The 24,637-nt window shown below is 56.7% G+C and carries 24 protein-coding genes and 1 pseudogene; 16 read left to right on the top strand and 9 right to left on the bottom strand.

The window, feature by feature from the left end:
- Positions 1–56 precede the first annotated feature (56 nt).
- Positions 57–812 (top strand): histidine utilization transcriptional repressor HutC, encoded by a 756-nt coding sequence (hutC, locus tag ACMGGP_RS05100; RefSeq protein WP_187496012.1) that lies wholly within the window; start codon positions 57–59, stop codon positions 810–812.
- On the opposite strand, the gene ACMGGP_RS05105 is transcribed toward hutC, so the two are convergent.
- Entirely contained in the window at positions 796–1,338 is a 543-nt protein-coding gene (locus ACMGGP_RS05105) for a HutD/Ves family protein (RefSeq protein ID WP_498798236.1), read from the bottom strand. The two genes, hutC and ACMGGP_RS05105, sit on opposite strands and share 17 nt — an antisense overlap.
- Entirely contained in the window at positions 1,335–2,690 is a 1,356-nt protein-coding gene (locus ACMGGP_RS05110) for a formimidoylglutamate deiminase (RefSeq protein ID WP_122889066.1), read from the bottom strand. The genes ACMGGP_RS05105 and ACMGGP_RS05110 overlap by 4 nt, the downstream gene beginning before the upstream one ends.
- An 81-nt stretch (positions 2,691–2,771) precedes the next feature.
- Here ACMGGP_RS05110 and hutI point away from each other — a divergent pair, with 81 nt between their 5' ends.
- The 7 genes and pseudogenes from hutI (at position 2,772) to ACMGGP_RS05145 (ending at position 9,702) form a co-directional block, all read left to right on the top strand.
- Positions 2,772–3,989 carry an imidazolonepropionase gene (gene hutI / locus ACMGGP_RS05115; protein ID WP_031293039.1) on the top strand — a complete coding sequence of 406 codons (1,218 nt, stop codon included), beginning with the start codon at positions 2,772–2,774 and terminating at the stop codon, positions 3,987–3,989.
- Positions 3,986–4,777 carry an N-formylglutamate deformylase gene (gene hutG / locus ACMGGP_RS05120; RefSeq protein WP_010254308.1) on the top strand — a complete coding sequence of 264 codons (792 nt, stop codon included), beginning with the start codon at positions 3,986–3,988 and terminating at the stop codon, positions 4,775–4,777. Before hutI ends, hutG begins: the two co-directional genes overlap by 4 nt.
- A 315-nt stretch (positions 4,778–5,092) precedes the next feature.
- Positions 5,093–5,941, top strand: coding sequence for a transporter substrate-binding domain-containing protein (locus ACMGGP_RS05125; RefSeq protein ID WP_031591733.1), 849 nt, complete (start codon positions 5,093–5,095; stop codon positions 5,939–5,941).
- A 12-nt stretch (positions 5,942–5,953) separates the two neighbouring features.
- On the top strand, positions 5,954–6,673 hold the full coding sequence (locus ACMGGP_RS05130) for an ABC transporter permease (RefSeq protein ID WP_010254310.1): 720 nt from the start codon (positions 5,954–5,956) through the stop codon (positions 6,671–6,673).
- Between the two features lie 8 nt (positions 6,674–6,681).
- Positions 6,682–7,413: an ABC transporter permease gene (locus ACMGGP_RS05135; protein WP_010254311.1), complete on the top strand. Its 732-nt coding sequence runs from the start codon at positions 6,682–6,684 to the stop codon at positions 7,411–7,413.
- Between the two features lie 2 nt (positions 7,414–7,415).
- Positions 7,416–8,188, top strand: a pseudogene (locus tag ACMGGP_RS05140) (ABC transporter ATP-binding protein).
- Entirely contained in the window at positions 8,185–9,702 is a 1,518-nt protein-coding gene (locus ACMGGP_RS05145; RefSeq protein ID WP_498798237.1) for an HAL/PAL/TAL family ammonia-lyase, read from the top strand. Before ACMGGP_RS05140 ends, ACMGGP_RS05145 begins: the two are co-directional and overlap by 4 nt.
- 3 nt (positions 9,703–9,705) lie before the next feature.
- Here ACMGGP_RS05145 and ACMGGP_RS05150 read toward each other — a convergent pair whose 3' ends face one another.
- Positions 9,706–10,338 carry a flavin reductase family protein gene (locus tag ACMGGP_RS05150; RefSeq protein WP_010254320.1) on the bottom strand — a complete coding sequence of 211 codons (633 nt, stop codon included), beginning with the start codon at positions 10,336–10,338 and terminating at the stop codon, positions 9,706–9,708.
- 141 nt (positions 10,339–10,479) lie between these two features.
- Here ACMGGP_RS05150 and rlmF point away from each other — a divergent pair, with 141 nt between their 5' ends.
- The gene (gene rlmF / locus ACMGGP_RS05155; RefSeq protein ID WP_010254323.1) at positions 10,480–11,412 is read left to right on the top strand and encodes a 23S rRNA (adenine(1618)-N(6))-methyltransferase RlmF; all 933 of its coding nucleotides are present in this window, start codon (positions 10,480–10,482) and stop codon (positions 11,410–11,412) included.
- 78 nt (positions 11,413–11,490) lie between these two features.
- Here the strand turns inward: rlmF and glnQ are convergent, their stop codons facing one another.
- From glnQ to rhtA, 5 genes are all read right to left on the bottom strand, one after another.
- Positions 11,491–12,213 carry a glutamine ABC transporter ATP-binding protein GlnQ gene (glnQ, locus tag ACMGGP_RS05160; protein WP_010254327.1) on the bottom strand — a complete coding sequence of 241 codons (723 nt, stop codon included), beginning with the start codon at positions 12,211–12,213 and terminating at the stop codon, positions 11,491–11,493.
- Positions 12,210–12,869 (bottom strand): glutamine ABC transporter permease GlnP, encoded by a 660-nt coding sequence (gene glnP / locus ACMGGP_RS05165; protein WP_022625976.1) that lies wholly within the window; start codon positions 12,867–12,869, stop codon positions 12,210–12,212. The genes glnQ and glnP overlap by 4 nt, the downstream gene beginning before the upstream one ends.
- A gap of 78 nt (positions 12,870–12,947) precedes the next feature.
- Positions 12,948–13,697, bottom strand: a complete 750-nt coding sequence (glnH, locus tag ACMGGP_RS05170) for a glutamine ABC transporter substrate-binding protein GlnH (RefSeq protein ID WP_498798238.1) — start codon at positions 13,695–13,697, stop codon at positions 12,948–12,950.
- 316 nt (positions 13,698–14,013) lie between these two features.
- The gene (dps, locus tag ACMGGP_RS05175; RefSeq protein ID WP_010254336.1) at positions 14,014–14,517 is read right to left on the bottom strand and encodes a DNA starvation/stationary phase protection protein Dps; all 504 of its coding nucleotides are present in this window, start codon (positions 14,515–14,517) and stop codon (positions 14,014–14,016) included.
- A 326-nt stretch (positions 14,518–14,843) separates the two neighbouring features.
- A complete protein-coding gene (rhtA, locus tag ACMGGP_RS05180; RefSeq protein WP_263054273.1) occupies positions 14,844–15,758 on the bottom strand; it encodes a threonine/homoserine exporter RhtA in 915 nt (304 codons plus the stop codon).
- Between the two features lie 368 nt (positions 15,759–16,126).
- Here rhtA and ompX point away from each other — a divergent pair, with 368 nt between their 5' ends.
- Positions 16,127–16,639 carry an outer membrane protein OmpX gene (gene ompX / locus ACMGGP_RS05185; protein ID WP_010254344.1) on the top strand — a complete coding sequence of 171 codons (513 nt, stop codon included), beginning with the start codon at positions 16,127–16,129 and terminating at the stop codon, positions 16,637–16,639.
- Positions 16,640–16,879: 240 nt separating this feature from the next.
- Here ompX and ACMGGP_RS05190 read toward each other — a convergent pair whose 3' ends face one another.
- Positions 16,880–17,002 (bottom strand): hypothetical protein, encoded by a 123-nt coding sequence (locus tag ACMGGP_RS05190; RefSeq protein ID WP_498798239.1) that lies wholly within the window; start codon positions 17,000–17,002, stop codon positions 16,880–16,882.
- A 322-nt stretch (positions 17,003–17,324) separates the two neighbouring features.
- On the opposite strand from ACMGGP_RS05190, the gene mntR reads away from it, so the two are divergent.
- From mntR to ACMGGP_RS05220, 6 genes are all read left to right on the top strand, one after another.
- The gene (gene mntR / locus ACMGGP_RS05195; RefSeq protein ID WP_010254350.1) at positions 17,325–17,783 is read left to right on the top strand and encodes a manganese-binding transcriptional regulator MntR; all 459 of its coding nucleotides are present in this window, start codon (positions 17,325–17,327) and stop codon (positions 17,781–17,783) included.
- A 59-nt stretch (positions 17,784–17,842) separates the two neighbouring features.
- On the top strand, positions 17,843–18,913 hold the full coding sequence (locus tag ACMGGP_RS05200) for an SLC13 family permease (protein ID WP_010254354.1): 1,071 nt from the start codon (positions 17,843–17,845) through the stop codon (positions 18,911–18,913).
- 150 nt (positions 18,914–19,063) lie between these two features.
- Positions 19,064–20,209 (top strand): HlyD family secretion protein, encoded by a 1,146-nt coding sequence (locus tag ACMGGP_RS05205; protein ID WP_010254357.1) that lies wholly within the window; start codon positions 19,064–19,066, stop codon positions 20,207–20,209.
- The gene (locus ACMGGP_RS05210; protein WP_010254360.1) at positions 20,206–21,774 is read left to right on the top strand and encodes a DHA2 family efflux MFS transporter permease subunit; all 1,569 of its coding nucleotides are present in this window, start codon (positions 20,206–20,208) and stop codon (positions 21,772–21,774) included. Before ACMGGP_RS05205 ends, ACMGGP_RS05210 begins: the two co-directional genes overlap by 4 nt.
- Position 21,775: 1 nt before the next feature.
- Positions 21,776–23,305: an efflux transporter outer membrane subunit gene (locus ACMGGP_RS05215; RefSeq protein ID WP_010669731.1), complete on the top strand. Its 1,530-nt coding sequence runs from the start codon at positions 21,776–21,778 to the stop codon at positions 23,303–23,305.
- 865 nt (positions 23,306–24,170) lie between these two features.
- Positions 24,171–24,572 carry an H-NS family histone-like protein gene (locus ACMGGP_RS05220; protein ID WP_003850507.1) on the top strand — a complete coding sequence of 134 codons (402 nt, stop codon included), beginning with the start codon at positions 24,171–24,173 and terminating at the stop codon, positions 24,570–24,572.
- Positions 24,573–24,637 lie beyond the last annotated feature (65 nt).

The raw sequence follows: 24,637 nt of genomic DNA on the forward strand, positions 1-24,637 counted from the left end.
TACATTCACACGGTGAGACAGTAAACTTAGGGGACTTTCAGCATAAGGAACAGCAAATGGTTGAGCATACGGCACTGGCACAACTGGCGGCGGCAATGAGCGATGAGCCTGCCCCGATTTATCAGCGGGTGAAGCAGGCCATCGTCAGCCAGATCCGTGAAGGGTTGTGGAAAGCGAATCAGCGTGTGCCATCAGAAAGTGAACTGGTTAATGAACTGGGCGTCAGCCGCATGACCATTAACCGGGCGCTGCGTGAACTCACCAGCGAAGGCTTTCTGGTGCGGATGCAGGGCGTCGGAACCTTCGTGGCGGAGATGAAAGGCTACACCGCCATGCTGGAGGTGCATAATATCGCCGATGAGATCGCTCAGCGCGGCCATCAGCACAGCTGCAAAATTCTCGCCTTCGGCCAGGACAAAGCCGATCCTGAGCAGGCGGCGGTGCTGGGACTGACCACCGGGCAGACGCTTTATCATTCGCTGATTGTGCATTACGAAAATGATCTGCCGGTGCAGCTGGAGGACCGTCTGGTCAATCCGCTGGTCGCGCCCGATTACCTGACGCAGGATTATCAGCAGATGACGCCTTACACCTATCTGATGCGCGTCGCGCCGCTGACGGCGGGCGAGCACATTGTTGAAGCGGTGTTGCCCGATGCGCGTCAGCGTAAACATCTGTCGGTGGATGAGCACGAACCCTGCCTGCTGATTCGCCGTCAGACCTGGAGCGACACTAAAATCGTGACCTATGCGCGGCTGCTCTATCCCGGCTCACGTTACAAACTACTGGGCCGCTTCAGGGGACACGGTTAAGACGGGTAAACAGCAGCCGGGCATCGGTATCGCACGGGCTGAATGCTGTTTCTTCATCGACCCACCACGCGCCCTGCTGCGCAGTCAGCCGTTCCCCGGCAGCCGTCTGCCAGGCGCCAGCCAGCACCCAGGCGACGCCATGCAGAGTGCTGACCGGCGTGGTCACCACCTCCACCGCTGCCTGCCATTCCCCGCGCCGCGTCATAATATTAAAATCTTCGCTGACGCTGCCCTGCAGCTTTGCCGTTAAGGCGAGTTCGCCGGCAAACGCCCAGGGCTGCTGAGGCGTCAGTAAGTGCTGCACGCCCGGCGCGGTCAGCAACACCGGATCGCCATGCAGCAGGGTAATCACCCGATCAATGTCAGAAAAGGCTGAGAAGGGACCATCCTGCGCCAGCGTCGCAATGCTGGCGCGCCAGCCGAAGCGCTCCGCGCCGGGTGGAAAGCTGATGATTTCGCGGGTTTCGCCGCCGCCGTTGCGCCAGCGGCTGACCGCCAGCTCCGCGTATGTGAACCGGGCGATCATCGCAGCGTCTCCATCGCCTGAGCAAAGCGGGCGGCACACGCCGTCTGGTGCGGATGCACCCCATCTTCTACCACGGCTTTACCCGCCACATAAACGTCCCGAATCTGATCGCGCTGCCCGGCAAAGAGCCAGCGGTTGAGGACGGCGTGCGACCCGACGCTGCCGAGCCACGCCTCATCCCGCAGCACCAGCCAGTCGGCACGTTGTCCCACCGCCAGCGTGCCCTGCTGAATGCCACACGCCTGCGCACCGCCCGCAGCTGCCTGTTGCCACAGCAGATCGCCTACCGACGGCTGGCCGGGCAGGGTAATCCGGTTGCGGCGCTGGTCGCGCAGTCGCTGAGCATACTCCAGCCAGCGCAGCTCCTCCTGGGCGCTCAGCGAAACGTGACTGTCAGAGCCGATGCCCCAGCGTCCGCCCTGCGCGATGTACTCCACTGCCGGAAAGATGCCGTCACCGAGGTTGGCTTCGGTGGTCGGGCAGAGACCCGCCACTGCGCCACTGCGGGCGAGACGCGCCAGCTCACTCTCATCCAGATGGGTGGCGTGGATCAGGCACCAGCGCGCATCCACCTCAAAGCGGTTCAGCAGCCAGGCCACCGGACGCTCGCCGCTCCACGCCAGCGAGTCATTCACCTCTTTCTGCTGTTCAGCCACATGGATATGTACCGGCAGCGTCGGATCACTGGCCGCCAGCACGTCCTGCATCTGGCTTTCACTCACCGCCCGCAGTGAATGGAAACAGAGGCCACGGTTCAGCAGTGGTCTTTGCTGCTGCCACGCATCAAGCCGCGCCTGCTGTTGCAGATAGCGATCGGTCTGCTGGATAAAACGCTTCTGACCTGCCGACGCTGGCTGGCTGCCGAAGCCGCTGTAGGTGTAGAGCACCGGCAGCAGCGTCTGGCCGATACCGGCGATCTCCGCCGCTTCAATCAGCTGTTGCAGCATCGCATCATCACTGTAGGGCGCACCCTGTGTGTCGTGGTGCAGGTAGTGAAACTCTGCCACCTGGGTGTAGCCGCCTTTCAGCATCTCGATGTAGAGCAGGGCGGCAATATCGCCCACCTGTTGCGGCGTCAGGCGCTGCACCATGCGGTACATCAGATCCCGCCACGTCCAGAAACTGTCCTGAGGATCGCCCGCCACTTCAGCCAGACCCGCCATGGCACGCTGGAAGGCGTGCGAGTGCAGGTTGGCGATTGCCGGGATCACCTCGCCGTTGAGCCGGATAGCCTGATCAGCGTGGCTATCCGGAGTAATAGAGTCGATAAAACCGGCCTGATTGACCGTGATACGCACCTGCTGCTGCCAGCCCTCCGCGAGCAGGGCACGCGAGGCAAAAAAAGTCGCCATGGTTGATCCTCATCGGATGTGGTTGTATATACATATACATACTTTGAGGCACAGTGTAAACGGCGGAGGCATGAGGCAGCGATGGCAGAAGAGATGCGCGTAGAGACGGTGTGGACCGGGGCTGACCTGGTCACCATGCGTGACGGAAAGTACCATCTTATCCCGCAGGGGGCGCTGGTGGTGCGGGCGGGCAGGCTGGTGTGGGTCGGGCCGCAGGCGGAGATGCCCGCGTTCGTCGCCGATCAGCATCATCATCTGCCGGGCGGCATCGTGACCCCGGGGCTGGTGGATTGTCATACTCACCTGGTGTTTGGCGGCGACCGCAGCCAGGAGTTTGAACAGCGCCTGAATGGCGTCAGCTATGCAGAGATTGCCGCGCAGGGCGGTGGCATCCTCTCAACCGTGCGCGCTACCCGCGCCGCCACTGAAGAGGAACTGGTGGCATCGGCTCGCTGGCGGCTTAACCGCCTGCTGGCCGAGGGCGTCACCACCGTGGAGATCAAGTCCGGCTATGGCCTGGATGAAGAGAGCGAACTGCGGATGCTGCGGGCGATTCGTCAGCTGGGAGAGAGCGTAGCCGCTGACGTCCGTGCCACCTGTCTGGCGGCACATGCTTTTCCGCCGGAGTTTAAGCACGACCCGGATGGCTGGGTTGATATCATCTGCGAACGGCTGCTGCCGCAGGTGCAGGCACTGGGACTGGCGGATGCGGTGGATGCGTTCTGCGAGCATCTCGCCTTTTCACCGCAGCAGGTGGCGCGGGTGTTTGATCGGGCAGTGGCGCTTGGCATGCCGGTGAAACTGCATGCGGAGCAGCTCTCGGCGTCAGGTGGCGCAGCACTGGCGGCCCGCTATGGGGCGCTCTCTGCCGACCACCTTGAATATGCCACCGAGGAGGATGCCAGAGCGATGGCACAACATGGCACCGTGGCGGTGCTGCTGCCTGGTGCATTTTATCTGCTGCGGGAGACCCAGCGTCCGCCGGTGGATCTCTTCCGGCGCTATGGCGTGCCGATGGCGCTGGCCAGCGATGCCAATCCCGGCACCTCGCCTGCGCTGTCGCTGCGTCTGATGCTTAATATGGGCTGTACCCTGTTTGGCATGACGCCGGAAGAGGCGCTGGCGGGCGTCACGCTGTGGGGGGCAAAAGCGCTGGGGCTGGCTGACAGTCACGGCTCGCTGGAGGCGGGAAAAGTGGCGAACTTCGTTCACTGGCCGCTGGCCCGTCCGGCAGAACTGGTTTACTGGCTGGGTGGTGAACTGCCCTGTACCGTTATCTATCGTGGAGAACCGCAATGAACCCTTTCCATTTTACCCAGGGCAGTCTGCCGCTGCTGGTCAGCATTCCCCACGCCGGTACCGAGCTGACGCCCGACGTGGAAGCCGGACTGAGTGAGGCCGCGCGCGGCTTACCCGACACCGACTGGCATATTCCCCTGCTGTATGATTTTGTGCGTGATCTCGGGGCCAGCGTGTTAATCGGCCGCTACTCCCGCTTTGTGGTCGATCTCAATCGCCCGCCCGATAACCAGCCGCTCTACACCAGCGCCACCACCGGCCTGTTCCCGGAAACCCTGTTCGACGGTACACCGACCTTTGCACCAGGCAAAACACCCGACGACACGGCGCGTCAGGGCTACATCGATCAGATCTGGCAGCCCTATCATCAGCAGATTCAACAGGAGCTGGCGCGGCTCAAAGCGCAGCATGGCTATGCGCTGCTGTTTGATGCCCACTCTATCGCCAGTGAAATTCCCCGCCTGTTTGACGGCCGTCTGCCCGATATCAACATCGGCACCAACGACGGCGCAAGCTGCACGCCTGCAATGAGTGCGGCGCTGGAGGCCGTGTGCGCGGCGCAGAACGACTACAGCTGGGTGATTAACGGGCGCTTTAAAGGCGGTTACATCACCCGTGCCTACGGTCAGCCGCAGCAGCAGATTGAGGCGGTCCAGCTGGAGCTGGCGCAGCTCAACTATATGGATGAAACCCCACCTTACGCCTGGCAGCAGGCGCGTGCCGCCCGGTTGCAGAACGTGCTTAAGGCACTGATCCACGCCATGCTGGCGCAGGCTAAATCGCAATAAAACTCACCAGAGCGATGCGCCACTCCGGTGCATTGCTGCCCTGATTGGGTGCAGCGTCAGGCAGGTCGCCTGCCCGCTCCCAGACTCCCGCCGCCTTTTTCCGCCTCTGCAGAGCTGGCATAACCTTTGCTTGGTTGTATGTACAAGTGCAGCAGCACCGCCATCTGCGTAATAAATTCTGTCTGGCTCACAAAACGATAAAGCCGGCAATGAACTGCGCTGCGTTAACTTGTATATACATGACATATCATCCTGTGAAATTTATGTTAAATCTCGTCAGGGCGATCACCAGGCCGCTACTTTCAGGAGAACCGTATGACGCACCCTCTGACTCTTCGTCGTTTATGTCTCACTACGCTGGTTTCCAGCCTGCTGCTCTGTGGCGTCAGCGCCCAGGCCAAAGAGTGGAAGTCGATCACCATTGCCACCGAAGGCAGTTATGAACCCTGGAACCTCACCCTGCCAGGCGGCAAGCTGGGCGGTTTTGAACCGGAGCTGATGGCCGATCTCTGCCAGCGCATGGCGATACAGTGCAAGCTGGTGGTGCAGAACTGGGATGGAATGATCGCCGGTCTGAATGCCGGAAAATATGACGTGATCATGGATGCAATTGTGATCACCCCCGATCGCAAGAAAGTGATCAATTTCACCGTGCCCTACGCCTCAACGCCCGCCACCTTCATCACGGTGAAAGGGTCGTTGCTGCCTGCCGACAGTAAGATCATCAAACTCACCGACGATGAGAAAACCGTGGAGCCTGCCATCGCACCCCTGAAAGCGGCGCTGAAGGGCAAAACCATCGGTATCGCCTCCGGCACCGTCTACACGCCGTTTATCGACAAGTACTTCAAAGAGGTGGCGGATGTGCGGGAATACACCAGCTCAGCCGATGCGATCCTCGATTTGCAGGCGGGGCGTATTGACGCAGTGTTTGACGATGTGACCTTTGCGCAGTCGATGCTGGCGCGACCGGATAACCGTAACCTCAGCTTTAGCGGTCCGCAGCTGGGCGGCCCAATCTGGGGTGAGGGTGAGGCGATGGGCGTGCGCATGGCAGACAACGATCTGAAAGCCCGGCTGGATCAGGCGATCAAAGCCGCACTGGCCGATGGCACAGTGAAAAAGCTGAGCGAGAAGTGGTTCAAAACTGACGTCACACCCTGAGTGAGGTAACTGATGATAAGCCTGCTGAGTTTTGGCCCGGAGGGCTGGGGACGGTTGATTCTGAGTGCCACGCTGACGACGTTGCTGCTCTCATTTGCCGCACTGCTGGTCGGTGCGGTAGTGGGATCGGGCGTTGCCGCTGCAAAGTTATCCCCGCACCGCGCGGTGCGCTGGGCAGGGGAAGGTTACTCGGTGATCTTTCGTGGCATCCCTGAGCTGCTGGTGATCTACCTGTTCTACTTCGGCGGATCGGGATTGATCACGCAGATCGGACAACTGTTTGGCGCGGACGGGTTTATCGAAGCGCCGCCGTTTCTGATCGGGGCGCTGGCCATCGGGCTTATTTCCGGCTCTTACCAGGCGGAAGTCTATCGTGCCGCACGGCTGGCCCTGGCGAAAGGGGAGATCGAAGCCGCTGTCGCTATTGGTATGCCGCGCTGGCGCATCCGGCAACGCATCCTGCTGCCGCAGGTAGCGCGCTATGCGCTGCCCGGCCTGTCAAACGTCTGGCAGATGAGCCTGAAAGACTCGGCGCTGGTGTCAGTGACCGGCATTGTCGAGCTGATGCGGGCCAGCCAGATTGCGGCCGGCTCCACCCGTGATTACTTCTCCTTTTATCTGGTGGGCGGTGCCTGTTATCTGCTGCTGACGCTGCTGTCGAACCGCGCCTTTCTGCGGGCTGAATCCCGTCTTGGTCGCGCCTGGCAAAGCCGCACCGCTGCACAGCATTAAGGAGATTTATGATCGATTTCGCGTTCCTCACTGACACCTTCCTGAAACTCAGCGCCGCGTTGCCGGTTACGCTGGGCCTGTTTATCAGCGCCTTCCTGTGCGGCGGCGTGCTGGCGGTGGGTATTCTGGCGCTACGCATGAGCCGCTGGCGTCTGCTGAGTGCTTTTGCCCGTGGCTACATTCTGGTGTTTCGCGGCTCGCCGCTGATGATCCAGCTGTTTCTGATCTACTACGGTCTGGGGCAGTTTGGTGTGATCCGGCACAGTCTCTTCTGGCCGTTTCTGCGTGAGCCCTTTACCTGTGCGGTGCTGGCACTGTCGCTCTGCACCGCCGCCTACACCGCGGAGATCCTGCGCGGTGCGCTGCTGGCTGTGCCGCCCGGTCAGGTGGAGGCGGGGATGGCGTGCGGCATGTCGCGCGGGCTGCTGCTGCGGCGCATTATCGCGCCGGTGATGCTGCGTTATGCGCTGCCCGCTTACTCCACCGAGGCGATTCTGCTGGTGAAGTCGACCGCGCTGGCCAGTCTGGTCACGGTCTGGGATGTCACCGGGGTGGCGCAGCAGATTATTCAGCGTACTTACCGCACCATGGAGGTGTTTCTCTGTGCGGCGGCAATCTACCTGATCCTCAACTTCATCATTGTACAACTCTATGCCCTGCTGGAGCGGCGCCTGACGCCGGTTCATAAACCGGAAAAAAAGCCGTTACCGGCCGCTAAGCCGATTCCTGGAGGAAAATAAACATGTCTGAACTGCCACCCGTCACGCTGTCGGCCAGCGATATCCATAAATCCTTTGGCGCCATGGAGGTGCTGAAAGGCATCTCGCTGCAGGCGCACCAGGGCGATGTTATCTCAATACTCGGTGCCAGCGGCTCGGGCAAAAGTACGCTGCTGCGCTGCATTAATCTGCTTGAGACGCCTGACGCGGGCGTGGTCAGCGTGGGCGGTGAAACCATTGAGATGAAGCGCCATGCCCGGGGACACCAGCTGGCGGCTAACCCGCGTCAGATTGAGCGGCTGCGCTCCCGGCTAACCTCTGGTCGCACCTGACGGTGCTGCAGAATGTCATTGAAGGGCCGCACTACGTCCTCAAGCGCGATAAAAAAGCCTGTATTGCCCAGGCGGAACAGCTGCTGGATCGGGTCGGTCTGCTGAATCGCAAAGATTTCTATCCCGCCCAGCTTTCAGGCGGTCAGCAGCAGCGGGTGGCGATCGCCCGGGCGCTGGCAATGGACCCGGAGGTGATGCTGTTTGATGAGCCAACTTCGGCACTCGATCCGGAACTGGTAGGCGAGGTGCTGAAGGTCATGCGCAGCCTGGCGGAAGAGGGCCGCACTATGCTGGTGGTGACCCATGAGATGGGTTTTGCCCGCAACGTCTCTAACTGGGTGGTGTTTATGCATCAGGGCACTATTGATTGTCAGGGCACGCCAGAAGCGATGTTCGGCGAGGCGGGATCGGCGCGCTTTAAGCAGTTTATCTCCAGTCATCATCAGGTGGAGCCGGTGGTATGAGCGAGGTAATACGTCAGACGCTGGTCTGGGGCGATGGCCCGCTGAAATGGCAGGCGCTGGTGCAGGTCGCCCGGCACGGCGCCACCCTGATGCTGAGCGACAGTGCCTGGCAGCGCATTGCGCAGAGCCGTGAAATCGTCGGTAATATCGTGGCGGCGGGGCAGGTGGCTTACGGCATCAATACCGGGCTGGGGGCGTTGTGCAACATCACCCTGTCTGAAGATGAACTGAGCCAGTTGTCGCGCAATACCCTGCTGAGTCATGCCTGTGGCGTCGGGCCGGTGCTGGCAAAACCCGAGGTCCGCGCCATTCTGTGCGCTGCGATTGCGAACTACAGTCACGGCAAATCAGGTGTCTCAGTGGCGCTGGTGCAACATCTCCTGGCGCTGCTAAACCTGCAGATTACCCCACAGGTACCGTCGCAGGGATCGGTGGGGTATCTGACCCACATGGCGCATATCGGCCTGGCGCTGATTGGCATCGGCGAGGTGGAGTGGAAGGGCGAAATCGTGCCGGCGCAGCAGGCGCTGGCACAGGCGGGATTAGCCCCTTACCGGCCTGGTGCCAAAGAGGGGCTGAGCCTGGTCAACGGCACGCCCTGCATGACCGGCTTAGCCTGTCTGGCGCTGGACGATGCCGAACGGCTGCTGGACTGGGCAGACGTTACCGGTGCGATGAGCTTTGAGGCGCTGCGCGGTCAGATGGTGGCGTTTGACCCTGAGGTGCTGGCGCTGAAGGCCAGCCCGGGGATTCAGCGCAGTGGCGAACGCCTGCGCCAGTTGCTGAGTGACAGCCCGCTGCTGAAAGCCAGCGTTGGCATACGGACTCAGGATGCACTCAGTCTGCGCTCGATGCCGCAGGTGCACGGCGCCTGTCGCGATCAGTTTAGTCACGCTGTTCGTCAGGTGGAGACCGAACTCAACGCCTGTACCGACAATCCGCTGGTGCTGGGGACGCCGCAGGCCTGGCGCGTGGTGTCACAGTCCAATCCGCATGGCGAGTCGGTGGCAATGGCCTGCGACCTGCTGGCGATTGCGATGGCGGAGCTGGGCAGCATCGCCGAGCGGCGGCTTGATCGGCTGGTGAATCCGCTGGTCAGCGGCCTGCCGCCGTTTCTGGTGGCCGAGCCGGGCGTCAATTCCGGCATGATGATTGCACAGTACGTGGCGGCATCACTCTGCGCGGAGAACCGTCAGCTGGCGCAGCCTGCGGTGCTTGATAACTATGTCACTTCAGGATTACAGGAGGATCATCTGAGCCTCGGCACCGGCTCGGCGCTGAAGCTGCTGAAACTGGTCAGCAATGTTGATCACATTATCGCGATTGAGTATCTGCTGGCGGCGCAGGCGCTGGAGTTTCACGGTGAATCACAGCTGGCAGCAGGCACGCGGCGCGCCTGGCAGCATTTGCGGCAGGTTGTTGAGCGCTGGCAGCAGGATCGCTGGCTGGCACCCGACATCGCCTGCGCGGTAGCTCAGATTAAAGCGCACCGGGCCGATGCGCTTGTGGGGTGAGGATTACCTGCGGCGCGCGTCCGGACGGACTAAATCAAAACGTTGCGCTTCGCTGATGCCGTAATAGGCGCTGGGGCCGCCCGCGCGCAGAATCGGCTCGGCTTTAGCGGTCTGATAAATGCCCTCTTCCAGCAGCGATTCATCGATGTGAATCGCCACCGCTTCCCCCAGCACCAGCCAGCTGTCGATCAGATTGCCGCTGGCATCCTGCAGCTGAATCAGTTGCGTCAGTCGGCACTCGAAGTTGACCGGGCTCTCTGCCACCAGACTGGCGCTGACCTGTGAAGCCGCCAGCGGCGTTAAACCGGCAAAGGCGAACTCATCCTGATCGGCAGGCAGCGAGGCGGAACTTTCGTTCATCGCTTCCGCCAGAGGACGCGTCGCCAGGTTCCAGACAAACTCTTTGGTCTCAGCAATATTTCTCACGCTGTCTTTCCAGCCACTGCTGGCGAAACCGATAATCGGCGGATGATAGTTGAAGCAGTTAAAGAAGCTGTAAGGTGCCAGATTGCGCTGGCCGCTGCTGCTCACTGAGCTAATCCAGCCGATCGGGCGCGGCCCGATAATGGCGTTCAGCGGATCGTGCGGCAGACCGTGACCAGCACGGGGTTGATAGGAATAGCGTTTCCGGGTCATAACTTCTCCAGCAGGGAATTTTATTTATCTTAGCCCGACAGCATCGCCCGACGGAATCGGAAAGAGGTAAGCGGATGGTGCGGGTTTATTTTCCGCCGCCTACAGCGTATTGTACGCGCGCCTGAATAATTGAGAGAACGTATGAAAAAGTCAGCCAGCACGTCGCCTTTCCACGCCCGCAATCGCCATCAGGGCGAATACGATTTTGCCGCGTTAACCGCTGCCCATCCGCCGCTGAAAGCCAAAGTCCGGCCCAATGGGTATGGCGTGCAGTCCGTGGATTTCGCGGACCCGGAGGCGGTGATGCTGCTGAACCAGGCGCTGATCAAACTATTTTACGACATCGACTGGCAGCTGGCTCCCGGCTCACTCTGCCCGCCCGTGCCGGGACGCGCCGATTATCTGCACTACCTTGCCGATCTGCTGGCGCTGGATAACAACGGCGTGATCCCGACGGCGGACGTTCTGGATGTCGGCTGCGGTGCAAACTGCATCTATCCGCTGATTGGCGCGGCAGAATATGGCTGGCGCTTTACCGGCACCGAAGTCGATGAAGCCGCCATCAAAGCCGCTAACCGCATTGTTGCGGCCAATCCGCGCCTGACGCGCCAGATCCGTCTGCGTCGTCAGAAAAACAGCGATGCAGTGCTGGCAGGTGTGGTCAGTAAAACTGAATTTTTCAGTGCAGTGATGTGTAACCCGCCATTCCACGCCTCGGCGGAAGAGGCGGTATCGGGATCGCAGCGTAAGGTCCGCAATCTCGGACTGGATAAGAGTGCGCCGCTCAACTTTGGCGGCCAGCACAATGAATTATGGTATCCCGGTGGCGAAAAGGGCTTTATCGGCAAGATGATCGCCGAGAGCGTGGCGTTTAGTCGTCAGATCGGCTGGTTTACCTCGCTGGTGTCGCGCAAAGAGAACTTACCGGCGCTGGAAAAACAGCTGCAGGCGCTCGACGTGGCGGAGATGCGCGTGGTTAATATGGCGCAGGGTCAGAAGCAGAGTCGCTTCCTGGCGTGGAGTTTTATGCCTGCCGCCCAGCGCACTAAACTGCTGAGTCGCCTGGGGAACTGAGGTGTCGCTTTACATGGTAACAGGTGTATCTGTGGGCGAAGAGTAAAATAGAACGGGCCGCGATGCGGCCCATTTTGATCAGGAGACGTGCTGCAGGAATTCGCGCAGACGCTCGCTCGGTGGGTTGCTGATCAGGCTGTCGGGATCGCCATCTTCCGCAATCCGGCCTTTATCGATAAAGATCAGCCGTGAGGCCACCTTCTGTGCGAAGCCTACTTCGTGCGTCACAATCACCATCGTCATGCCTTCTTCCGCCAGATCCTGCATCACCTTCAGCACTTCGTGACGCAGTTCCGGGTCGAGCGCTGAGGTTGGCTCATCAAACAGCATCATTTTCGGCTTAACTGCCAGCGCACGGGCAATCGCCACCCGCTGCTGCTGGCCGCCGGAAAGCTCAGACGGGAAGTGATGCGCGCGTTCGGCGAGGCCCACTTTGCCCAGCAGCTCACGCGCCAGCTGGCGTGCCGCCTCTTTGCTGGCGCCGCGCACCCGGATAGGACCAAAGGCGACGTTATCCAGCGCACTCATCTGTGGGAACAGATGAAACTGCTGAAACACCATGCCCGCTTCCTGACGAATCAGGCGGTCATCGACTTTCGGATCATTGACGCGCAGGCCATCGACAATCAGTTCGCCACTGGTGATCTCTTCCAGCTTGTTAATGCAGCGCAGCAGAGTTGATTTACCGGAACCGGATGGGCCGATAATCACCACCACTTCGCCCTGGTTAATCTTCAGGTCAATATTGTGCAGCACCTGGGTCTGGCCAAAATGCTTGGAGACATCTTTAAATTCAATCACAGGATTTTCACCCTTTTCTCAATGCGGCGCAGCACAAAGCTCAACACCAGCGTAATAACCAGATAGATAATCGCGACGGCGCTCCAGATTTCCAGCGCGCGGAAGTTACCGGCAATAATCTCCTGACCCTGACGAGTCAGTTCAGCCACACCAATAACGATAAACAGCGAAGTATCTTTGATGCTGACAATCCACTGGTTGCCCAGCGGTGGCAGCATACGGCGCAGCGCCAGCGGCATAATCACGTAGCGCAGCGTCTCGCGGCTCGACAGGCCAAGCGCCAGTCCGGCTTCGCGGAAGCCCTTGTTGATCGACAGCACGGCACCACGGGTAATCTCGGCAATGTAAGCGCCGGAGTTAATCATGATGGTCACCACCGCCGCGCTGAAGGGATCAATGCGCAGGTCGGGGAACGCCATCGGCAAAGCAAAATAGATAAACATCACCTGCACCACGATAGGGGTGCCGCGAATGATTTCGATAAACACCAGTGCGATGTTATTGGTGATCCAGCCACCGTAAGCGCGGGCAAAGCCCGCTACCAGGCCGATGAAGAGGCCGCCAACCAGTCCAATAATTGAGATAATTAAGGTCAGTTTAGCGCCTTCAAGCAGCGCTGGCATGGCGGGCCAGATGACGCTCCAGTCAAACTCCATGGTGTCACTCCAGATATGTTGCGATGGAAAAAAGCAGGGAAAAAGTTCCCCTGCTGAAATCAGATAACGGGCAAATTATTATTTAGGTTCGGTGCCAAACCATTTTTTATAGAGCGTGTTGTAGGTGCCGTTCTCTTTCAGGGTTTTCAGTGCGCCGTTGACTTTTTCACGCAAATCGTCGCTGCCTTTCGGGAAGGCGATACCATACTGCTGCGCTTCAATTGAATCGCCTACCGCTTTAAAGCGGCCTTTACCGGCGGTATGGATGAAGTAAAGGATGTTTGGCGTGTCATGCAGCACGGCGTCCGCACGGTTAGTGCCCAGCTCCATATAGGCGCTGTCGATATTCGGGAACTGACGCAGATCTTTGGATTTGATGTTGGCTTTCGCGTATTCCACGGAGCCGGTGCCGCTTTTCACTGCGACCACTTTACCGTTCAGATCGCTGATGCCTTTGATGTCGTTTTCATTGTTACGCACCATCACCTGCAGACCGCTTTTGTAATAGCCGTCAGAGAACTCAATCGCTTTTTTACGTTCTTCGGTAATGGTGATACCCGCCAGTGCCAGATCGACATTGCGCGTTTGCAGTGCAGGGATAATGCCGCTGAAGTCCATTGGCTTCAGGGTGTAATCGAGCTTCAGCTCTTTCGCAATGGCATCCCACAGATCCACATCGAAGCCGACATATTTGTCACCTTGTTTAAATTCAAACGGAACAAAGGCGGTATCCGTGGCGACGACCAGCTTCTTGTCTGCTGCAGTGGAAGAGAGAGAGAAGGCCAGCGCCAGCGCGGCCACAGAAACTTTTAACAGTGACTTCATCATTTTTCCTTTTTTTACTACCAGGCGGCAGGGCCTGCGTTTGCGGCTTGTCATATGAAAGAATTATGCCAACTTTGCAAAATCTGCGAAATCAGAGAGTTAAATAACATAGCTGACACGATTTTGCAGTTAATTCTGCCATTGCACCAGTTTGGTGCTCAGTTTTGGTGCAGGTGGCTGTTTTGGTGCAAGCGGTAGTGTGCCTCAGATGTTAAGGCTGTGAAGCGGAGGAGGGAAGAACTGTTAACAGGGTCATAAAAATGCGGTAACACAGACGTAAAAAAGGCGGGTTTCCCCGCCTGACAGACTGCATTGAGTCTTATTCGATGTTCGCTTCGATAAACCACAGGAATTTATCAAGGTCACGTGATGCCGCAGTGAAGATGTCAGCGGTATCTTCGTCTTTCACTTCAGTGATTGCTTTACGGGTGTCATTAGCGACAACGCTGTAACGGTCTGCCAGCGCTTTCAGATGATCCTGAACGCTGTGAATATTCAGCGGATAGCTCTTCAGCGGAGTCGTATCGTTAACGACCTGCGTGGTGCCCAGCGCCACGCCACCCAGCTGAACCACACGCTCGGCAATAGTATCCTGATGATCGGTAATCGCGGTGCGGAAGCCGTCCAGCATCTCATGCACACCGATAAAATTAGCACCGCGCATGTTCCAGTGCGCCTGCTTAGTGATCAATGACAGGTCAATAAACTCGACTACCAGACGGTTTAACACCGCGATGGTGGCTTTTTTATCGTCTTCGGCCACATCATTGCGGGTATAAATCAGGTCAGAAGATTTAGTTTTAACCAATTTAGCGGTACTCATCGTTTCAGTCCTCTCTTTGATGGTTGTCCTAATCAAGTACCGCATAAGTATAGCAGCGCTTTTCAGCTTTGCAGAAACGACTTTGTCGATGGATGAAATAGCGTGTGTCTTTACTCAAAGCAGAGCTGGGCTAAGAAGGTTAATGCCATGTTAAAATATAAAAACAAATAAATAGCTATTTAAATCATGTTGTTATTCTATTATGTAAATAACTGGTAAGTGTCTGTTTCAAAATAGGCAACTCAGGAAGGAGCGAAGATTAGGAATAATTCTCATGATGAGCATGATTATTATTTAGCCCCGCCTGCAGGCGGGGCGGATAGCGTTTATTTTTGGATATCGTCTGATAATTCAACGCTGTTTAACTGACTCTTTTTCGGCCGCATGGTCAGCGTTGAACCTGCCGAGGCGATGATGATCGCCAGCAGCGCCAGCCACTGAAGCCCGGTCAGGGTTTCCCCCAGAAACAGCATGCCGGAAAAGGCAGCCATGGCGGGTTCCAGACTCATCAGCGTGCCGAAGATGCGCGCCGGTAAGCGGGTGAGGGCGATCATCTCCAGCGAATAGGGGATGGCGCTGGAGAGCAGGGCAACCAGCAACGCGATCGGCATAACGGCCCATGTCCAGATGCCACTTTCTGCGAACGTCAGCCCCAGCGGTACAAAAATCACTGAGGCAATCAGCGACCCGATAGCCACTGTCGCCGGGCCATGTTCTGCGCCTGCCCGCTGTCCCGCCAGGATATAGATCGCCCAGCAGGCGCCTGCACTCACTGCCAGCGCAGCGCCCAGCGGATCAATCGCAGTCATGCCTGTGCCAAAAGGCAGCAGGAACCACAGACCAATCACGGCCAGCAGCACCCAGACAAAATCCAGTGGCCGGCGCGATCCGAATAGCGCCAGCGCCAGTGGGCCGGTAAATTCCAGTCCCACCGCCACACCCAGCGGCACGGTACGAATCGCCAGATAGAACGTGAAATTCATTGTGCCCAGCGCCAGTCCATACATCAGGAGTGGCAGACGTTGTTCCCGGCTAAAGCGTAAACGCCAGGGTTTGAAGATAATACAGAGTATCAGGGTGCCAAAGCCCAGACGCAGCGCGGTGATGCCGGTAGCGCCAACGGCAGGAAACAGGCTTTTCGCCAGCGAAGCGCCGCCCTGAAGCGACAGCATCGCAATCAGCAGCACGGCAATCGGCATCACTATCGGGGCAAGGTTTTTAGAAGCGGGAGAGGCAAACATCCTGTGTACTTTTCCTGGTCATCAACGTAATGAGTCAGCCAGTGTAAAGGAAATAGCGGGTAAAAAATCACGGAATGGGGTTTTAAATTTCTCTCAACTGAGCAATTTTTGGCCAGAATCAGGGCCATTTAGGTAAAGAAATGTCAGGTTTTTTTAGGATTTAACTTAAAGAACGAAATGAGCACAAAATGATTATTGCAGAAAGATGACGGATTTTATAAGAAAAATGAATGACATAGGTTGTCGCATTAACTTCCTGTTACACCAAACATTCTGTTAGACAACAAAATCCGGGCAGAGTTTCTCGCTATTTTTTGTTATATTTTCAGCGTTGTCAGGAGAGAAGTATTTTCACATTTGAGGTGGTTATGAAAAAAATTGCATGTCTTTCAGCATTAGCCTGTGTACTGGCAGTATCTGCAGGTTCAGCAATGGCACAGAGCACCGTAACTGGTGGCTATGCTCAGAGCGACTATCAGGGCGTAGCTAACAAAGCTAACGGCTTCAACCTGAAATACCGCTACGAAGACGGTTCTAACCCACTGGGTTGGATCGGTTCATTCACCTACACAGAAAAAGATAACACCGATTCTGGCATTTATAACAAAGGCCAGTACTACGGTGTGACCGGTGGTCCTGCTTTCCGTCTGAACGACTGGGCAAGCATCTACGGTGTTGTGGGTATCGGCTACGGTAAATTCCAGCAGAACGATACTTCATCACGCGATAAAACTGATTCAAGCGACGTAGGTTTCTCTTACGGCGCAGGTCTGCAGTTTAACCCAGTTCAGGACTTCGCAGTTGACGTTGGTTACGAGCAGAGCCGTATCCGTAACGTTGACGTTGGCACCTGGATTGCTGGCGTAGGTTACAGCTTCTAAGTTTAGCTTAGCTGACCTGCAAAAAAGCGGCCCCTTGTGGGCCGTTTTTTATTGTGCTTATTTACTCACCCTTCTCTCGTATCTGCACGTTTCCCGACTTTTCCGGATCGCTGTAGCCGATCAGCAGCCATGCTGGTTGAAGCCGCAGGTCATATTGATTCGATGGGGAAACAGGAAAAAGAGAGAGCAGAAAGGGAGAGTGCGCCTCTCAGCCAGCGGCTGAAAGGCATAGAATCAGGATTAGCCGCGCCAGATGAGATTCTCACAGCGACGATCGTCAGACTTATGGCCCAGCAGTTTTTCCAGCAACATCAGACGCAGTGTGAACGGTGAACGCGTCAGCAGGCACAGCCAGGATTTCATCTCCGTGGTTGTTTTCTTCTCAGCCTGGAAGCATTTACTGCAATCTAAGCAACATTTCAGGGTGCTCATAGAATCACCTCCCAATCATTGTCGACGCGGTAGTCAGCAGCCTGCGGTGAGAGGCGTCATCATCACCGGAGCAACAGAGGATCACCAGGGATCGCTCTTTTGCTGCTTACATTATCGTCAAATATAGCACTGGCTATATCCTTTAGCCAAGGCTAATGACGAAAAATTTGAGCTTCTTTGCGGCTGGTTTACAATGAGCGCAGCTAAATCCGTACAGCAGTGACAGTACGGGAAAAAATAATGAGGAAGCTGAATGAGTCGTCGTGCTAAAAGCGTGGTTTCTGCGCCAAAAGGACCACTGAAAGATATTGAAGAGCATGTCGAAGGTTTTCGGCAGGTGCGTGAAGCGCATCGTCGGGAATTAATTGATGACTACGTTGAGTTAATCTCTGATTTGATTGGTGAATTTGGCGAAGCGCGTCAGGTTGATATGGCGGCCCGCCTGGGCGTTTCACAACCTACCGTAGCGAAAATGCTGAAGCGGCTTGGCAGTGCCGGGCTGGTTGAGCAGGTGCCTTACCGCGGTGTCTTCCTGACCGGTGAAGGAGAGAAACTGGCAGAGGAGAGCCGCGCCCGTCATCACATTGTTGAAAGTTTTCTGCTGGCGTTAGGCATCAGTCCCGAAACTGCCCGACGTGATTCAGAAGGGATTGAGCATCACGTCAGTGATGAAACGCTGGCCGTATTTAAGAAATTCTCCGAAACCCGCTAATGCTAAGGCGTACCTTCATCATGCCTCAACTGCTTCGATCTTTTTTGCATGACTCTGTTTTGCATTTATTAATCGTGATTGGTGTAGTTCTGGCATTTCTGGCGGATTTTCGCTGGGCCGATCTGCCCGGTGCCGTAGACTGGCATACCATTATTACGCTCACCGGGTTGTTGATCCTGACCAAAGGGCTGGAAACCAGTGGCTACTTTGACGTGCTGGGGGGACGACTGATTGCGCGTTTCCGGCACGAACGTGCGCTGGCGCTGTTTATGGTGCTGGCTGCCGCGTTGCTCTCTACGTTTCTGACCAATGATGTGGCGCTGTTTATTCTGGTGCCGCTGACGCTGACGCTGCGTAAGTTCTCTCACTTACCCATCTCTCGACTGATCATCTTCGAAGCGCTGGCGGTCAACGCCGGATCCCTGCTGACGCCGGTCGGCAACCCGCAAAACATTCTGCTGTGGAGCCACGGCAAATTAAGCGTTGTCGCGTTTATTGTGCAGATGCTGCCGCTGGCCGCCTGGCTGCTGCTTAGCCTGATGGTATTAACCTGGTTCAGCTTTTCAAAGCGGTCGATTGATAAGCATGACAACCCGGAACAGCCGCAGTGGCAGAAGCCGCTGTTTATTGTCAGCGTGGTGCTATACCTGCTGTTTATCGCCGGCCTGGAGCTGGAAATCACCGGTTGGGTCCTGCTGCTGATTCTTGCCACGTTCCTGGTGATGGCGCGTCCGGTGCTGCTGCGCATCGACTGGAGCCTGCTGGCGGTGTTTATCGCCATGTTTATTGACGTCTTCCTGATGACGCGTCTGCCGGTGATGCAGGCTCACTTTGATGCGGTTTCTCATTTCGGTCAGGGGCAGCTCTACCTGCTGGCGATTGGTCTGTCACAGGTGATCAGCAACGTTCCGGCGACGATTCTGCTGCTGCAAAAAGTCCCGCCTGGCGATGTGCTGGCCTGGGCGGTCAATATTGGCGGATTCGGTCTGCTGCCGGGTTCGCTCGCTAACCTTATTGCCCTGCGTATGGCGAAAGATCGGGCCGTCTGGTGGCATTTCCATCTCTTTTCTCTCCCTCTGCTTGCCTGGTCGATGGCCAGCGGCTGGCTGCTGTTGCGGCTGCTCAATTAGGCCCGACGCATCCTGCTACCCGCCACAGGTGGCAGGATGTGCGCCATTTCTCAAGTTTCGTAAAGTTGCGCTGGATTTTGTCAGTTTCCGATATAAGGTTAACAGGACCTTTATGCCCGGGAATTAGGGCCTTAGCCAGTGATGGGAACTATGAGCGAGAATAACCAACGCGATCCACACCAGCAGGACGCAGAGAATGCGACGGATAAAAACCGTCAGTCAGAGGAAAATCAGGACAACGACCAGCAGCCTGAGCGTAAACGCCCCGGTAAAAAGCCGCTGATTATTCTGGCGGTAGTGGTGGTGATTATGCTGATTGTCGGCTTCTGGTTCTGGTTCACTACCCGCAATATTGAAACTACCGACGACGCCTTTACCGAAGGCGATGCCGTTACCATTGCGCCTAAAGCCTCCGGCTATGTCGTGAAGCTGCTGGTGAAAGATAACCAGCGGGTGAAGAAGGGCGATCTGCTGGTGGAGATCGATCCCAGCGACAATCGTGCCCAGCGTGAGCAGGCTAATGCGCAGCTCGGTTTAGCTGTCGCACAGCTGCATCAGGCGCAGGCTCAACTGGCGCTGTCAAAGGTACAGTATCCGGCACAGCGCGATCAGGCGCTGGCGGATCAGGCGAAAGCCGAAGCGAATCTGCTTAATGCGCAGGCGGATTATCGTCGCCAGCGCGGCGTCGACCCGCGTGCGACCAGTCAGCGTAATATCGATAGCGCGTCCGCGCAGTTACGTTCGGCGCAGGCGCAGTTACAAAGCGCGAAAGCACAGGTTGAAGTGGCGTCACAGGTTGCTCTGCAGATTCGCCAGCAGGAGACCAATGTTGAAGCGCGTCAGCAACAGGTTGAGCAGGCGAAGGCGCAGTTAAGCACGGCCGATCTTAATCTCTCCTATACCCAGGTTCGCGCGCCCTATGACGGGTTTGTCACCAAGCGTAACGTTCAGCTGGGCACACTGGTGCAGGCGGGATCGTCGTTGTTTTCGCTGGTCTCGCCTGAGATCTGGGTCACCGCTAACTTCAAAGAGTCTCAGCTGCAACACATGAATCCTGGCGACAAAGTTGAAATCAGCGTCGATGCCTGGCCGGATATGAAGCTGGAAGGGCATGTCGACAGTATTCAGATGGGCTCTGGTTCTCGCTTCTCGACTTTCCCGTCAGAAAACGCCACCGGTAACTATGTGAAAATCGTTCAGCGCGTGCCGGTGAAAATCGTCATCGACAAGGGCCTTGATCCGAACCATCCTCTGCCGCTGGGTCTCTCAGTTGAACCGAAGGTAACGGTGGAATGAGTACGGCGCAGAGCTGGAAACCCGCCAGTAATCCGTGGTTAGTGGCGATCACGGTCACGCTGGCGGTGTTTATGGAGATCCTCGACACCACCATTGTTAACGTGGCGCTGCCGCATATCGCCGGTTCGCTCTCCTCCAGTTACGATGAGTCAACCTGGGTGCTGACCTCTTATCTGGTGGCGAACGGCATTGTGCTGCCTATCTCTGCGTTCTTCAGCCGACTGTTTGGCCGTAAACAGTTTTTCCTGATCTGCATCGTGATGTTTACCATCTGCTCCTTCCTGTGCGGCATCGCTACCGAACTGTGGCAAATCATTCTGTTCCGCGTGCTGCAGGGCTTTTTTGGTGGCGGATTACAGCCGGTTCAGCAGTCTGTGCTGCTGGACTACTTCAAGGCGGAAGATCGCGGCAAGGCATTTGGGCTCTCCTCTATTGCCATTATTGTCGCGCCGGTAATTGGCCCGACATTAGGTGGCTGGATTACCGACAACTACAGCTGGCGCTGGGTGTTCTTTATCAACATTCCGGTCGGCGTGCTTACCGTGCTGGCGATCTATCAGCTGCTGGAAGATCCACCGTGGGAGCGTAAGTGGGCCAAAGGTAAACTGAAGATCGACTATATCGGCATCAGCCTGATTACCTTAGGACTGGGTTGTCTGCAGGTGATGCTGGATCGCGGAGAGGATGAGGACTGGTTTGCCTCGCACTTTATCGTGCTGTTCGCCATTCTGGCCTTGATTGGGATCGTCGGCGCCATCTACTGGCTGATGTATGCCCGTAAGCCAGTGGTTGATATTCTGGTGATGAAAGACCGTAACTTCTGGGTCGCCGGGCTGTTGATGGCGGGGATGGCGATGATTCTGTATGGCAGTTCCGTAGTGCTGCCACAGCTGGCGCAGCAGGATCTGGGGTACACCGCCACCTGGTCAGGTCTGGTGTTGTCGCCTGGCGCGGTGCTGATTGTGCTGACCATACCGCTGGTGCTGAAACTGATGCCAATCGTTCAGACGCGCTACATCATTGCCTTTGGCTTTAGCTGTCTGGCCGTGGCGTTTCTCTACTCCGCTACCTTAACGCCCAACGTCGATTTCACCACTTTGGTGTTGATGCGCAGCGCACAGTCAATCGGGCTGGGTTTCCTGTTTGTCCCGCTGACGACTATCGCCTTTGTCACCATTCCGCAGCGGCTTAATGCTGACGCCTCGGCGCTGTTTACCATGTTCCGTAACGTGGCCGGATCGATTGGGATTTCACTCTCGACCGCTGCCATTACCGAGCGCGAACAGGTGCGGTCAGCGCACATGGTGCATAACATGACGCCGCTGAATGAGCCGTTCAACATTACGCTTCAGCACTGGGCGCAGGCGATACGCGACTTTACCTCGGCGGTGGGCGATCCCGTCACGCTGGCAACCGGTCAGCTCTATCAGGAGATGATTGCGCAGTCGCGTATCCTCGCTTACATCGATGTCTTCTCAGGCCTGAGTATTGTCGCCCTGATTTTGATTCCATTTTGTTGGCTGCTGTCGCCGATTAAGAGCGAAGGCAGTGCAGGAGCACACTAACATGAAGGTTTTTTACTCTCATCGCCTGAAACCCCTGAGTTTACTGCTGGCCCTCGGGCTGGCGGGCTGCGCTGTCGGACCTGACTATCAGGCGCCGAAACCTGCCGTGCCGGGTGGCTACAACACCCTGGATTCGCAGGAGGCGTCAAAGCCACAAAACGCCGCGATTAATTCACGCTGGTGGCGCAGCTTCAATGATCCGCAGCTCGACAGTCTGATTGAACGGGCGATTGCGGGCAACCTGAGCCTGCAGCAGACGGTGCTGCGCATTGCCGGAGCACGTGAACAGCTGACGCAGGCGCAGGGCAGCCTGTTCCCCACCCTGGGCGGTTCAGCCAAAGTGACGCGTCAGCAGCTCGGGCTGGAAGGCTTGCTTAAATCCAATGGCGCAACCGATCAGCTCGACAGCAACGTGGCCAGCCAGCTCAATGGATTGACCCAGCCGGTTACCCTCTATCAGGGCAGCTTCGATGCCAGCTGGGAGCTGGATCTGTGGGGCAAAGTGCGCCGTCAGGTTGAGGCAGCTAATGCCCAGCAGCAGGCAGCGATAGAACAGCGCAACGATGCGCTGGTCTCACTGGAGGCCGAAGTGGCGCGAGCCTGGCTGCAGCTGCGTGGCGCGCAGAGCACGATTCAGACGCTGCAACAGCAGATTGAGGTGGCGCAGCAGACGACCGAGCTGACCCAAAGCCAGCAGCGTAATGGCCTAGCCCCGCTGACCGATGTGGAAAATGCGCGTGCCCAGCTCAGCACGCTGCAGGCGCAACTGCCGCAGTATCAGTCGCAGGCACGGCAGGCGATGAATGGGTTAGCGGTGCTGCTCGGCAAGACGCCGGGGGCGCTGGATGCTGAACTCAGTACGCCAAAAGCGTTACCCCCGCTGCCACAGTTTGTCCCGGTAGGCATTCCTTCTACGCTGGCACGTCGTCGTCCTGATATTCGTCAGGCTGAAGCGACGCTGCATGCACAAACCGCTGAGATTGGGGTTTCTGTCGCGCAGCTTTTCCCGAGCCTGTCACTGACCGGCCAGCTGGGCGTGCGCAACACCGATGTCAGCTATCTGGATAACTGGAGCAGCCATTTCTACAGTTATGGCCCGTCGTTATCGATTCCGATTTTCCAGGGCGGACAGCTGGTGTCGAGCGTGAAGTTAGCGCGGGCACAGCAGGCCAGTGCCGCGCTGGATTATCGCCAGACGGTGCTGACGGCGTTGCAGGATGTGGAGAATGCGCTGGTCAGCTATCGCGCCGATCAGCAGCGGGTCACCGCGCTGGATGAGACAACCGGTGCGCTTCAGCGCGCGTTTGATCTCGCCAGCGACAGTTATCGCCAGGGGCTCTCGACCTTCCTGGAGGTGCTGGATGCGCAGCGTCAGCTGGCTCAGGCAGAGGAGCAGGCGACACAGGCGCGGATGCAGAGTGCACTCGATTTAGTGGCGCTCTATAAAGCACTGGGCGGCGGCTGGGAGACTTATCAGAACGTGGATATGCCGCAATATCCGGTATTTGGCCCGGCCACGCAGGCGAATTAGTTATCCGGCGGTAGCTGCCTCTGCGCAGTTACCGCTTTATCTCTCCTCCGGCAGCGTTAAACCGATGCTGCCTTTCTCTCCATGTTGTTCATCATGATCTAACTCGTTGATAAAGAGAGCTTCTCAGCATCACTGGAACGGGTGCAGCCAGCAGAAAATAAAACAGTGGTAATCGCAGGGTTATTATCAGCGTCTCCGGCGAGCGATTAATTTTATGTTGCAGGCACTTTTCGGATTCAGGTTTTTGAGCTCTGTCACCTTTCTCAGTTTATTTCTTTGACGTTTTTTTAAGGCAACTTACGACTGAACGAGTGGGGGCGCGTGAGGCTATTCAGTCAGCCTGAGCCGGGCGGAACTGTTATTGCGCAGCTAAGCGATCTGCGAATAATCCGACTCTGCTATAAATCGCAGCGGCAAAAATGGTTAACAGGTGGCAAAGGGCATAATTAAAAAAGCTACCAGAGCGTTAATTCTTTTGCGCTATTTAACGGTGCCGGGGGTGGCTTTTTAAGCATAATCTGTAAGCTGGTGTGACTGGGGTCACGGGCAGGCACATTTTTAATCTGTTATCTCCGGCCCGTAAGCGTAAATAATGAGGCTGCATGGCCCGCATTTAGTTGATAGCGTTAACTGCCTTATGCCGGGATAATCTGCCTGAAATCGTTTTCAACTCCTGAGTAAAAGTGCCATTTGTTGTTAATTCAGCGTTAATAAAAGGTCAGGCACGCCCGATTTTAATAGCTCTGTTTTGCCCGAATTAATACTTAGGAATTATCTGTAGCGTAAAAATAATTTATTTTTTTATTTGAATTAGGTAGTCTTGGCGCTACAGTTTTATTAACCCCCCTTAATCAAGGACATTGTGATGAGTGACGCATTTAAGGTACTGAACAATATTCGCACATTACGTGCCCAGGCTCGTGAACTGCCACTGACCGATCTTGAAGAGATCCTGGAAAAATTAACGGTTGTTGTTACTGAGCGCCGTGAAGAAGCAGAAGCGGAAGAGACGCAGAATCGCGAAAAAGAAGAAAAGCTTTCTAAATATCGCGAAATGCTGCTGGCTGACGGCATCGATCCTAATGAATTATTAGGTGCACTGGAAAGCGGAAAAAAACGTACCAAGCGTGCGCCGCGTCCGGCTAAATATTCTTACACCGACGAAAATGGTGAGCAGAAATCCTGGACTGGCCAGGGCCGTACCCCGGCAGCGATTAAAAAAGCGCTGGATTCCGGTAAAAGCCTGGACAGTTTCCTGATCGATTGATCGACACAATCCTTGTAAGTGGGAGCCGGGGGGCCATCATGGCCTTCCGGCTTTTTTATTTCTGC

Origin of the sequence: Curtobacterium sp. BNK-1, from assembly GCF_048685235.1 — a bacterium.
GTDB classification, from domain to species: domain Bacteria; phylum Pseudomonadota; class Gammaproteobacteria; order Enterobacterales; family Enterobacteriaceae; genus Pantoea; species Pantoea agglomerans.